Origin of the sequence: Mycobacterium sp. SMC-21, from assembly GCF_045310825.1 — a bacterium.
Taxonomy (GTDB): Bacteria; Actinomycetota; Actinomycetes; order Mycobacteriales; family Mycobacteriaceae; genus Mycobacterium.
Map to the genome: position 1 here is coordinate 1 of NZ_JBJIAO010000007.1, position 12,970 is coordinate 12,970.

The following is a 12,970-nucleotide window of genomic DNA, read 5'->3' on the forward strand; positions in this document are numbered from 1 at the left end:
CCAGCCAACCAGACACCCGATCACAGGACCAACCGAAAGCAGCTGATCGTCCCTACACCGTCAAGTGCGAAGAGCCACTATGACCGGCTTTTCAACAACTCGCCGGGCCAGGCCGACAACGAGGAAGCCACGCGAACCGTCGACCATGCGACCCTTGCTGCCGCCGCGCAGATGTCTGCCTCCGCGGCCGCTGCCTCGGCTGCAGGGGCCGAATCGCCGTCGGGCCCGCCCGTTGCCGGCCAGCCACAGCAGCCGCCGGGCATGGTCCCGCCGCCGCGGCCGTCTGAAGTGACGACTCAAATGCCGCCTACGCCACCGCAATTCATGCAGAACGGCCTGATGCGCTCGCCGCAGGGCGCGCCGATGGCCGGCGCGCAGTACGAGCAGCCGCAGCACGCCCCGATGATGATGCCGCCCCCACCGCGGCACATGCAGCCGCCGCCACAGCACTACGCCATGGATCCCCAGGCCGACATGCAGTGGACCGAGCAGCACATGCCGGACCAGACGTCGGCCGCCACCATCGGCGACCACCGCGCCATCGACGCGCTGTCTCACGTCGGCGTGCGGGCCGGGGTGAAGATGCCGTCGCAGCGTGGTTGGCGCCACGTGCTGTACCTGCTCACGCGGATCAACCTGGGCCTGTCGCCCGACGAACTGTACGAGTTGGACCTCTACACCCGGATCCGACGTAATGCCCGCGACTCGTACCAGATCGGTGTGCTCGGGCTGAAGGGCGGCGTCGGCAAGACGGCTGTCACGGTCACTCTGGGATCTGTCATGGCGAAAGTCCGCGGTGACCGAATCCTGGCTGTCGACGCCGATCCGGACGGTGGCAACCTGGCCGACCGGGCCGGCCGGCAGTCGGCCGCGACCATCTCGGATCTGTTGTCCGACAAGGAACTTGCGCGCTACAACGACATCCGCGCGTACACCAGCATGAATGCCTCCAACCTCGAGGTGCTGTCGTCGGCCGAGTACAGCGTCGCGCGCCGCGACTTCAACGAAGAGGACTGGTCGGCCGCGGTCAAGATCGTCTCGCAGTACTACAACCTGGTGCTCGCCGACTGCGGCGCGGGTTTGTTCCACCAGGCATCGCGAGCCGTGTTGTCGACCGTGTCCGGTCTGGTGATCGTCGCTAGCGCCTCGATCGACGGTGCCCGCCAGGCAGCGGTGACCATGGACTGGTTGCGCCAGAACGGATATCAGGATCTGCTGGGCCGGGCGTGTGTGGTCATCAACCACGTGACACCGGGCAAGACCAACATCGACGTCGACGACCTGGTGCAGCAGTTCGAGCGGCACGTGCCGGCCGGCCGCGTCGTCGTACTGCCGTGGGACAAGCACATCGCCGCCGGTTCCGACATCCAGTTCGACCTGTTGGGCAAGACCTACCAGCGGCGCATCACCGAACTCGCCGCGGCGCTGTCCGACGACTTCGACAGGCTCGAGCGCCGGTGACCGCATCGGCCGGCCCCGCAACCGCCGCGCCCACCGCGGCAGCTGACAATCCGACAAGGCAGTCGACCACCCGGGTCACCATCCTGACGGGTCGACGCATGACCGATCTGGTCCTGCCGGCGTCGACGCCGATCGAGACCTACATCGACGAGACGGTCAACGTCCTCGCCGATCTGCTCGACGACACCCCGGCCGATGTGTTGGCCGGGTTCGACTTCAAGGCCCAGGGCGTCTGGGCGTTCGCGCGCCCGGGGTCGCCGCCGTTGAAGTCCACCGAGTCGCTCGACGACGCCGGGGTCGTCGACGGTGCCCTGCTGACCTTGGTGTCGGTGAGTCGGACCGAACGCTACCGGCCGCTGGTCGAGGACGTCATCGACGCCATGGCGGTGCTCGAAGAGTCCCCAGAGTTCGACGGCGCCGCGCTGAAACGGCTTGTCGGACTGGCCATCCCAGTCGCGACGCTCGCAGTTGCTGGTGCGTCGTTGTGGTCGTGGTCGCAGTCCGGCCACGGTTGGTGGTGGCCGGTCGCGCTCGGCCTGCTGGGCGCGCTGGTGTTGGGCGGCAGCTTCGTTGCCAAGAGCCGCTACGACAACGTCGATCTGTCCGAGAGTCTTCTCGTGGCCTCGTTGCCGCTGTTGGGTGGCGCGGCCGCATTGGCGGTTCCGCTCCCTCGGGGCATCAACGACATGGGTGCGCCGCAGCTCGCCGGGGCGGCGGCGGTGATTCTGATCGTCGTGCTGGCGACCCGCGGCGGGCCGCGCAAACGTGCTGCGGTGGCAGCTTTCCTGGCGGTCATCGCGGCCGCGGTGACCGGCGCCGCCATCGCTTACGGATATGGCGGAGCTTCGTGGGTTCCCGCCGGTGCCATCGCCCTCGGACTGATCGTCGTGACCAACGCGGCGAAGCTCACGGTCGCGGTGGCGCGGATCGCGCTGCCGCCGATCCCGGCCCCGGGTGAGGTGATCGCGAACGAGGAACTGCTGGATCCGGTTGCCGCGCACAGCAATGTCATCGACGAAGAGTCGGCGACATGGCGCGCGATCATCGATTCGGTGCCTGATTCCGCGGCCCGCCTGACAGAACGCAGCACGCTGGCACGACAGCTGTTGATCGGCTTCCTGAGCGCCGGTGTCACGGTGCTGACCTACGGTGCCATCGCGATCGTGGTGCAGGGACACTTCTTCGTGCACTCGCTGATCGTCGCGGGACTGGTGACGGTCGTCTGCGGCTTCCGGTCGCGGCTCTACGCAGAACGGTGGTGCGGCTGGGCACTGTTGGCGGCGACGGTGGCCATCCCGACCGGGGTGATGATCAAGTTGGTCTCGTGGGATGCCGACAGCGCCTGGCTGGTGATAGTGCTGTACGTCGCCCTTGCGCTGGTGGCGCTGATCACCGTCGGTGCGACGGACGGCGTCGGCCGCGTCTCGCCGGTGACGAAGAGGATCTTGGAGCTGACCGATGGAGCGGCGATTGCCGCGGTGATTCCGTTGCTGCTGTGGATCGCCGGGGTCTACGACAACATCCGGAACATCCGGTTCTGACGGGTCTTTCGGCCGCGCCCGGAGCGCGATACCGCTGCAGGACCGACATGTTGGCGCCCGTACCGTGTCTTGAGTAGTCAATTTTTAGGGAGACCACGATATGTCCGAAAATCACGAGGCCGGCCCGGCGAGTGAGCAGCCGCCGACGGCCGGTGATCTCGAGGAGAAGACCCAGTTCGTCGATCGGTCGGCGTTCCAGTCGCCGAGCGCAGCCTTGCCGGGGACGGGCGACCAGACCCAGGTCGTTCCCTCGACCGCAGCCGCCCCCGAGACGGGTGACCAGACTCAGGTCGTTCCGCCGACCGTCGCGGCCCCGCAGTGGCAGCCGCCGCAGCCTCCCGCCGCGCCGAACCCTTACGGCCAGCAGGTGCCGCCCGCGGCCCCGCAGTGGCAGCCGCCGCAGCCGGGCTATCAGCCGCCGCAGTCGCAGTTCGGCCAGCCCGGAGCACCGGTGCCACCGCAGCCTGAGCAGCCGTGGAACCCCGCGGGTGCGCCCGTGCCGCCGCCGCCCCCGCCCGGGTTCGGCGCTCCGACCTACGGTGCCCCCGGGTTCGGCGCTCCGGGTTTCGGCGCTCCGATCCCGCCGGGATTTGGTCCGGGCGGCGCCCAGCCTGGTTTCGGCGCGCCCCAACCCGGTGGCTACCCCGGCCCGGGTGCACCGCAGTTCGGCGGGCCGGCCGGTCCGCAGCAGACGCCGGTCGACATGGCCAAGTCGCTGCTCACCAAGGGTGATTCGTTCATCTTCCGGTTGATGACGCGCGGTGTCCGCGGCGAACTGATTCAGCAGCCGTGGTTCCAGAACATGCGGAACAACCCGCAGGGTTCCAACCAGTTCGTCTATCTCGGCTATGGCGGAGCGGTGCTGATCGGGCTGTTCCTCAGCCTGTTCGGTGGCATCGGTTCGCTCATCGCCAGTGTGGTCTGGCTCGGGTTGGCCTACTGCTTCCTGGCCCTCGGCACGAAGCTGGCAGCCCAGTTCGTGGCCTACGGGATTTGTGGTGTGGGTGCGGCCGCCAGCCTGCTGGGTCTGTTGATCGGCATCATCGGCCTGGCGGGAGTGAGCAGCAGCCCCTACATCAGCGGTAGCCTCACGGCAATGTTGATACTGGCTGTGGTGATCAACGGTGTCATCGCAGTTGTGCTGGGCTACATCGGAATTCAGGTCCACAAGGGTATTCAGAAGATCGCTGCCGGTCAGTTCTGACAGCCCGACCGATGAACGGTGCACCCTGACATCGGGGTGCACCGTTCGCTGTTCTGAAGCTGCCGGCAGGCCATAGTCTGAATCGAACGTCAGGGGGCACGATGACAGGCGGTTTCGGATTGCGGGTGATACGCGGAACGGCGCTGCGACGTTCGGTGGCGGTATGCGTGGTGACGCTGCTCGCCGGCTGTGCGCCGACCGTCGCCGGCACCGCGGTCTCGCCTGTCAACGACCCCTTCCACGTCGCCGACCTCCCGGCCAAGGATGGCCCGAGTGGGTTGCGCGACAACGCGCCCGCAGCGGTCGGCAAGGTGCAGAACACCAACAACAGCGACGTCGACCGGCTGGCGTTGCAGGCGATCAATGACATCGCCGAGTACTGGCAACACGACTACAGCGCATCGGGTTTGAAGGGCTCATTCAAACCGATCGAGAAATTCCTGTCGTATGACGCCCGCGATCGGAGCAGTCCGGAGGCGTGCGGCGAGGACACCGCCGGCCTGGTGAATGCCTTCTACTGCCCCAGCGAGAAGCTGATGGCGTGGGACCGCGGCATCATGGTGCCGACCGGGCGAAAGTACTTCGGCGACGTCTCAGTCGCGGGTCTGATCGGGCATGAATACGGCCACGCGATCCAGTACATGGCGAAACTGGTGACCCGCAGTACGCCGGTCATCGTCCGTGAACAGCAGGCCGACTGCTTCGCCGGCGCGTATCTGCACTATGTCGCGGCCGGTGATTCCAAGCGGTTCATGATGAGCACCGGTGACGGCCTCAACCATGTGCTCGCCGGATTGATCACCGTCCGGGATCCCACGCTGGGGCCGCACGACGACGACATGCTCACCGACGGCCACGGCACCGCGCTGGACCGGGTCAGCGCGTTCCAGCAGGGCTTCACCGTCGGGCCGCAGGCCTGCGCGGCCATCGATCTGAACGACATCAAGCAGCGCCGCAAGGGTCTGCCGATGGAGCTCGAAGATGAGCCGATGGACGACGATCACCGGTCCGCAGACCTGGCGATCGACAAGGACACGATCGGCACTCTGGTCGAGTTGCTCGGGGTGATCTACTCCCCGAAGCAGCCGCCGAAGTTGACCTACGAGCCGGCGAAATGTGATATCTCACAGGGTGATTCGCCTGCCTCGTACTGTCCGTCGACGAACACGATCTCGGTGAACCTGCCTACCCTGCAACAGATCGGCACACCGGCCGACATGGCCGAAAAGACGCTCATCCAGGGTGACAACACGGCGTTCTCGATCATCGTGTCGAGGTACATGATGGCGCTCGAGAACCAGCGTGGCGTCAAGCTGGACAATCCGACAGCCGCGCTACGCACGGCCTGCCTGACTGCGCAGGCCCAGCGCCAGATGGCCAAGCCGCATGACCTGCCCAGTGGTGCCAGCCTGCAGTTGACCGCAGGTGACCTGGACAAGGCCGTCGCCGGGCTGCTCACCAACGGTTACGTGGCCACGGCGGTCGACGGGCAGGGTGTTCCGGCGGCATTCACCCGGATCGCGGCGTTCCGGGCGGGGCTGGCCACCGACGACGAGGGCTGCTACAAGCGCTACCAGTGAGGAGAGTGCATTCGTGAGCTCCGTCCCGCCGCTGATCGTGACGCTCGGTGGCGCCATGTTCACCTTCCCGCCCGGCAAGGAGGTCACCGTCGGCCGCGGCGAGGCCTCGGACGTCAGGATCCCGGACGCCGGCCCCGGTGCCAAGCATGTGGTATCTCGGTTGCACCTGATCATCCGGGTAGACCCCGGTGTCGGTCAGTGGGTGGCAATCGACAAGTCCCGCAACGGAATCTTCGCCAATCGGATGCGCGTGCCGTCGGCCGTCATCAGTGACGACCTCGTGCTGGCCGTCGGAGCTCCGGACGGGCCGCAGCTCCACTTCCGTACGGCGACCCAGGTCATTCCGGTCGCCAAGTACCGGCAGCCACCGGCGCAGATGGCATCCCCGCGTCCGACGCAGCGGATCCCTCAAGCGCCACGGCCGGTTCCGCCGCAGCCGCCGCCTCCGCCGCCGCGCCCGCCTGCAGCCGCCCCACAACGCTCGTCGGGACCGCCCGCGGGCGCCGTCACCATCGGGCGGCATTCGACAGCGACCATCAGAGTCGACGATTCGCTGGCCTCCCGAATCCACGCCTACCTGATACCCGCCCCGACCGGAACCCAGCTGTACGACAACGGCTCGGGCAACGGTACTTTCGTCAACGGTCACCGCGTCGAGGCGGTCACGCTGCGCCCCGGGGACGTCATCACCGTCGGCAACACCGACCTGGTGTTCACCGGAGGTACCGCGGTCCAGTCGCGGCAGGCGGTCGCGACCGGTGGCATCGAGGTACGCCAGGTCGGCCTCGCCATCGAGGGCCACCAGCTGCTGACCAACGTGTCGTTCGACGCCCGGCCCGGCACTCTCACGGCGGTGATCGGCCCCTCGGGCGCAGGCAAGTCGACGCTGATCAGGCTGCTCGGCGGCGTCACCAAACCCACGTCCGGGCAGGTCACCTTCGACGGACACGACGTGCACGCCCACTATGCGTCGTTGCGGTCGCGGATCGGCATGGTGCCCCAGGACGACGTGGTCCATCGGCAATTGACCGTCAGTCAGGCGCTGAACTATGCCGCCGAACTCCGGTTGCCGCCCGACACGAGCAAGGATGACCGCCACGCTGTGGTGGAACGGGTGCTCGCTGAGCTCGAGCTCGCTGCGCACCGCGACAAGCGGGTGGACAAGCTTTCGGGCGGGCAGCGTAAGCGCGCTTCGGTGGCGCTTGAATTGCTTACCGGCCCATCGCTTTTGATCCTCGACGAGCCCACTTCCGGTTTGGACCCGGCGCTGGACCGACAGGTCATGCAGATGCTGCGCCGCCTGGCCGATGCCGGGCGCACGGTGCTGGTGGTGACGCACTCCCTGACGTACCTGAACATGTGCGATCAGGTGCTGCTGCTGGCGCCCGGCGGCAAGACGGTGTACGCGGGGCCCCCGCAAGCGGTCGGATCAGCGATGGGTACACAAGACTGGGCCGACATCTTCGCCTGGGTTTCGGCCAATCCCGACGCGGCGCATGCGGTGTTCCTGCAGAACAATCCGGCCGCCGACCGACCGGCGGCGCCGCCGGAGCCCGCGGGTCCGCTCGGTGCACCGGCCCGTACCAGCACCCGCCGTCAGCTGCTCACCGTTGCGCGCCGGCAGTTGCGGCTGATCTTCGCCGATCGGATCTACACCACCTTCCTGTTGCTACTGCCGTTCATCCTGGGCGCGATGTCGCTGATCGTGCCGGGGGACACCGGATTTGGGGTGGCGACTGTAGGCCACTCCCCCAACGAACCGAATCAACTGCTCATCGTCGCCAACATCGCGGCAGTGTTCATGGGGACCGCACTGACGATCCGTGATCTGGTCGGCGAGCGCACCATCTTCCGCAGGGAGCAGGCTGTCGGTTTGTCGGCCGCCGCCTACCTTTCCGCCAAAATCGTTGTCTACAGCGCATTTACTGCCATTCAGACAGCAATCGTGGTGGCGATCGTGGTGATCGGCAAAGGTGCACCCACCCAGGGTGCCTTGCTGTTGGGCAGCCCGACTCTCGACTTCTATGTGAGTCTGACTGTGGCAGCAATTGTTTCGGCGATCCTGGGTCTGCTGCTGTCCTCGGTGGCGCGGTCCAGTGAGCAGATTCTGCCGATGCTCGTCGTCGTCATCATGCTGTCGATCGTGTTCTCCGGCGGCATGATTCCTGTCACCGGACGTGTCGGTCTGGATCAGGCATCGTGGTTCCTGCCGGGGCGGTGGGGCTTCGCAGCGTCGGCGAGCGTGGTCGACCTGCTGAAGATTGCTCCGCTCATGTCGGTCGACGATCAGCTGTGGCACCACGAATTACGTTGGTGGGCGCTGGATATCGGGGTGCTGGTGCTGCTGGGCGCGGTTGCCGGATTCGTGGTGTACCGACGGCTGCGGCTGCCGAGCTGCGGCGCCGAATCAGGTGCGCCGAAAGCGGCGCTGATCGTGGGCGCCGTGGTCCTGGCCGCGGGATTTGTGGCCGGCATGACCTACGTGACCCGCGACTCCGGAAACCGGCCGACGCAACCGACGGCACCCACAGCACCACCCAAAGCTGTTGCGCCGCCGGGGCACCGCATCGACCTGGCGACCCTGCTCCCCGACGGCAAGGCGGTGAGCGCCGCCATGCAGTCGCCGCCGATGGCGACCGCGACCATCGTCACCGCGGAAACTCCGCGAGCAGGGACAGCCACTCCCCCGCCGTGCGCCGGTGTCGCGGACGCAGGTGGCGCCACAACCTTCGGCCCGGGGTTCACCGGGATGTCAGGTATGGAACTGCGTAACCCGGCGGACCCGAATACCTGGATGGTTGCTTATGCCGTGGGCTATCCAGGACCGCAAGCAGCGGAACGGATTCCGGCCGCCGCGACATGGTTGGGATGTGCGAATACAGGTGTGACGTTCACGGCCGACGGCCGACCGGCGCGGCAGCTGGCCGTCGGTGGGGTCACATCCGACGACGGCACCCTCACCGCGGAGTTCACCGAACCGGGGCGCAGCTGCCAGCACGTGCTGACCACCAAGGCCGATGTGGTGGTCGACGTGCTGGCGTGCAGCCCGGGCGGCGGCACGCAGGCGGCGGAGCTGGCCAAGCAGATCGCTGACAAAGTCAGCTGACGGAAGGATCAGATGAATCCCTGGCGTACTGGAATGCTCATCGGAGCGGTCGTCGTTGTGGCGGCGGGTTGTTCGGTCACTGACCGGAAAGTGTCGGGTACGGCCACGACGGCCACAGGTGCCGCTTCCCCGGCGACGTCGACATCAGCTGTAGCCAAACCGATCGATGATGCCGGCCTGCCGAGGCTGTTGGGCTCGCCCTCGGAGATCAGCGACCTGGTGGGCGTCGCGATGACGCCGGAGGCGATCTTCAGAAAACCGGATACGAAGCTGCGGGTGGAACCGATCCGCTGTCTCGAAGCGGTCATGCCGGCTCTCGACACCATTGGGTACTACGGCCGAACAGGTTTCGCAGGGCAGCTTCTTCACGGGGATCAGCATGCGCAAGTGGTGCAGGTGGTGGCCGCATTCTCGACGGACGCGGAGGCGGCGGGCTTTCGTGAGGCGACTACCGGACATTGGAGGTCGTGCCAGGACCAGCAGGCGACTGTCACGGGTGGTCGGGTGCCCCTGACGTATGCGTTGGAAAGAGTTGAATCGGTCGATTCCGTCGCGAGCGTTCCGGTGTCGGGGACAGCCAGCGACGGGACCCGGGTTCCATGTCAGCACGCATTGGGTTCGCGCAGGAACGTGATCATTGACGTGCGGGTATGTGCTCCGAACGTGGCAAACAAGGGGCGCGACCTAGTCGCGAAGATCGCCGCCGGCCTGTGAATCAGCGGATGACACTCATCAGCGGAACGAAGTTGGCGTTGAGATACTCGGTAGCCAGGTAGCCGCCGGGATCGGCAAGTGCTGCAACGCTATTAGGGTCATCCACGATGATCATCGATCCGCGGTAGGCGGCCAATTGGTAGGGAAGCCCCGCTGCCCCACCGTTACCGGCGGCTTTGTCGGTGCGGACCACGACCAGTACTTCGCTGTGAATCAAGAACAATTTTCCAAGGTCGGGCATCGAACGGGTTGAACTATTGTCGCCTGGCTTGCGACGCAATTCGGGGTCGTAGTTCAGGCCGAGCGAACTGAGATAGTCGGCCGCGTTGGACGGCGTCAGCGTCTGGCTGACGCCATCGTCCGACACGTGGATCACCTGGACGCTCTTCCCCGCGGCTCTCGGATTCTGATTCTTCAGGTCGGTCTGCTGGGACGACACCTGATCAATGAGGTTGTCGGCGTCCTTGTAGCGGCCGAGAATCTTGCCGATCCATTTGAGCTGGGTCTGCCAGTTCCATGCTCGGCTGGTGTCTTTTGGCTGAGTCACGGTCGGGGCGATCGCGGCGAGGCGCTGGTAGGTCGCGTCATCGATCTCGCCGGTCGCGATGATGACGTCGGGTTTGGCGGCCTGAATGGCGCTGGTGTCGATGAAACCGACGGTGTCCTTGACCGACGGGGTTCCGGTGATCTTGGACTGCAACCATGAGGGCAGGGAAGTGCCTGCGCCGGCAATGGCCACCGGTTGTAGGCCGAGCGACAGCACGGCGTCGGCGTCGCCGGGGCCCAAGGCGGCGACAGCTGTTGGCGCCTTTGTGATTTCGGTGGTGCCGTGGGCGTGCGTGAATGATTGCGCCGTGTACGCCGGGGCGTCGGGCTTGCCGATCAGCATGATGGAGGCGACGACCGCGATGACGGTGATCACGGCGGCGCCGGCGGCACCGATGACTATTCGACGCTTGCGTGGACTCTTTTGTCGAGCAGCCGGAGGTTGGGGTGCCGCCATCTGGCCAGGCAGCGGGCCGGGCGGGTAAGGACCGCTGAACTGTCCGCTCGGATAAGTCAATACGCCATCGGGCGGTGTTGGCTGACGCGGCGGCCATGACTGCGAACCCGGAGGCGGTAGCCGACTGGGCGGCTGTAGCGCAGGGCCCGGGTTCGCGACGGCCGCGGTGGCCGCGGCCGCGAGTTCGCGGGCAGTCTGGTAGCGCGCGTTGGGGTCCTTCGCCATGCCGCGGGCGATGACTTCGTTCAGCGCCCACGGAAGAGTAGGCACCCGATCCGTGACGCGCGGTATCTCTCCTGTCACGTGTGCTGCCGCGATCGCGGCGATGCCACCCGGCAGTCCTCCATACGGTGTCCGGCCGGTGAGTAGCACGAACAGGCTGCAGGCAAGCGAATAGATATCGGCTCGAGAGTCGACGTGCTGCCCACTGAGCGCTTCAGGTGGCGCATAGGCGATGGACGCCATGACCGAGCCGTCGGTGGTCAGGTGCGCAGCGTCATCAAAGGCGCGAGCAATCCCGAAGTCCGCCAGGAAGACTCGTTCGTCATCACCGGGATCTTCGGCGTTGGCCAGCAGAAAGTTGGCGGGCTTGACGTCGCGGTGCATGATGCCCCGCCGATGCGCGTAATCGAGAGCCTTGGCGACCTCGGTGATGATGCGGGCCGCCCGCGCGGGTGACATCCGCCCGGACCGGACTTCCTGGTCGGCGTCGGTGCCCGCGACGTATTGCATGGCGATCCACAGCTGACCCGCCTCGGTTTCGCCACGGGAGTAGACCGCGACGATATTGGGGTGGTCGAGCGTGGCGGCGACATTGGCTTCGCGGAGGAAGCGCTCCCTGAACTGGCCGTCGCCCTGGATGGAAGTGGTGAGAACCTTCAGCGCGTCGCTGCGGGGCAGCTGGGGATTCTTGGCCTTGTACACCACACCCATGCCACCGACACCCAGGACGGATTCGATGGTGTAACCGGCCACGATGTCGCCGGGGTTGAAGGTCGAGGTCATTGTGGTCCGATTATTTCGCAGTCAGCAGCAGATACTGGGACGCCATTCGTTGTGTGGCGTCGAATGGTTGCAATGATGCTGCCGTATAGACCCACCGGTCCAGCGCTGCCGCGCAGGAGTAGACCCGGGCTTTGACGTCAGCGACATCGGTTGCCTGGCACTTCGCTGAGGGCAGGCCGGGCACGGCGGGACCAGGTTCACTTGGGTTCTTGGCGTCAGGCTCGGCGAACTTTTGCGCCAGCTGCGTCGCTGCGGCGGCGTCTTTGGCCCGGTACAGATGGGTGCCGCGTACCGAAACGACGTCAACGCCGGCTGGTGTCAGGGCGGTGCTCGTGAGTAACGGGTCGTCACTGAAATGAAGGATGCCGCGTGGCCCCCATAGGCCCTGATTGCTCTTGTGTTCCTTCGTGGGAACTGTCCGGCTGAGTAGGCCTTCGGGATCGGTTTGCATGGTGGCGAACTGCGCTGGATCGGTTGGCTGGAACTTGTCGATGCGTGAAGTCTGCATATCCAGCACCTTTGCAACGAATTGTGTTGCGGTGTCGCGGTTTACGTCACTCGAAGCGTATTGATACAGCACGTATGGCCCGTGCGGAGTATAGGAGCTGACTGTGAAACTTCGCTCTGACGTGGTGGCTGCGTGCGCGAGCGCCTCGGGATGTCCTGGAATTGATATCGGTTGATTGGGTGAGGCTGGATCTATTGTCGGGGCCTGTGCCGCGAATTGGCGGGCAGCGTCGTTGGCCAGGTCGGCTGTTGGGAATCGCAGTACCAGAATCACTAACTGGTTGTCGTGATCCGCGCCGCGAATGGTGCCACGACCTGAGCCGAACCCGTTGATCAGCTGATGATCTTTGGCGATCTGCTTCATCGGGCCGGGCTCGACGCTGTTTAGGCGGTCGGCGTCGAGAAATACGCCCGTCACGTTCACCCCGATGCTGATCAGGGTGGGATCGACTTCCCACGGTCCGACGACAAATTCGCCAAGCCGTTCGGCATCGATGAGGCGTCCAGATTCGGCGCCTGGTTTCAGCGCGGGCCCGGGCTTGGGTGCCGTCGGATAGTTCCCGGGGTTCAACAGGCTGACGATGGCGTCACCAGGCCTGAACGAGGGGTCTTTCGTCGCGTCGCCGTTCGTTATCGTTGTGCAGGCGGCCAGCAGTGCCACTGCGACCGTCGCTACGGCCAACTTGGCGGTCTTCATGACGTTCCCCATCGTCTCCCGACTGCGCCGGCTCCCCGTTGCGTTGCGCAGTGACTCTCCGCGAACTGTACGCACTCGAGCGCCTGAGTGCCTCAGCCCGCCGCGGCAACGGCCGGACGGCCTGAAGGCGGCCGAACGCGAGTTGAACCAGG

The 12,970-nt window shown here is 65.9% G+C and carries 8 protein-coding genes; 6 read left to right on the forward strand and 2 right to left on the reverse strand.

Annotated elements, in window-relative coordinates:
- Nucleotides 1-45: 45 nt before the first annotated feature.
- The 6 genes from ACJH6H_RS09575 (at nt 46) to ACJH6H_RS09600 (ending at nt 9,606) form a co-directional block, all read left to right on the forward strand.
- Nucleotides 46-1,461 (forward strand): MinD/ParA family protein, encoded by a 1,416-nt coding sequence (locus ACJH6H_RS09575; protein ID WP_406774806.1) that lies wholly within the window; start codon nt 46-48, stop codon nt 1,459-1,461.
- Nucleotides 1,458-3,002, forward strand: a complete 1,545-nt coding sequence (gene eccD / locus ACJH6H_RS09580; protein ID WP_212807853.1) for a type VII secretion integral membrane protein EccD — start codon at nt 1,458-1,460, stop codon at nt 3,000-3,002. The genes ACJH6H_RS09575 and eccD overlap by 4 nt, the downstream gene beginning before the upstream one ends.
- Before the next feature lie 100 nt (nt 3,003-3,102).
- On the forward strand, nt 3,103-4,206 hold the full coding sequence (locus ACJH6H_RS09585) for a hypothetical protein (RefSeq protein WP_212807854.1): 1,104 nt from the start codon (nt 3,103-3,105) through the stop codon (nt 4,204-4,206).
- A gap of 101 nt (nt 4,207-4,307) precedes the next feature.
- The gene (locus ACJH6H_RS09590; protein ID WP_212807855.1) at nt 4,308-5,786 is read left to right on the forward strand and encodes a neutral zinc metallopeptidase; all 1,479 of its coding nucleotides are present in this window, start codon (nt 4,308-4,310) and stop codon (nt 5,784-5,786) included.
- Between the two features lie 55 nt (nt 5,787-5,841).
- The gene (locus tag ACJH6H_RS09595; RefSeq protein WP_212814468.1) at nt 5,842-8,892 is read left to right on the forward strand and encodes an ATP-binding cassette domain-containing protein; all 3,051 of its coding nucleotides are present in this window, start codon (nt 5,842-5,844) and stop codon (nt 8,890-8,892) included.
- A 33-nt stretch (nt 8,893-8,925) separates the two neighbouring features.
- Nucleotides 8,926-9,606 (forward strand): sensor domain-containing protein, encoded by a 681-nt coding sequence (locus tag ACJH6H_RS09600; protein ID WP_212807856.1) that lies wholly within the window; start codon nt 8,926-8,928, stop codon nt 9,604-9,606.
- Between the two features lies 1 nt (nt 9,607).
- Here the strand turns inward: ACJH6H_RS09600 and ACJH6H_RS09605 are convergent, their stop codons facing one another.
- Both ACJH6H_RS09605 and ACJH6H_RS09610 read right to left on the reverse strand, forming a co-directional pair.
- Entirely contained in the window at nt 9,608-11,614 is a 2,007-nt protein-coding gene (locus ACJH6H_RS09605) for a serine/threonine-protein kinase (RefSeq protein WP_212807857.1), read from the reverse strand.
- A gap of 10 nt (nt 11,615-11,624) precedes the next feature.
- Nucleotides 11,625-12,818 carry a hypothetical protein gene (locus tag ACJH6H_RS09610; RefSeq protein WP_244872715.1) on the reverse strand — a complete coding sequence of 398 codons (1,194 nt, stop codon included), beginning with the start codon at nt 12,816-12,818 and terminating at the stop codon, nt 11,625-11,627.
- Between the last annotated feature and the right edge of the window lie 152 nt (nt 12,819-12,970).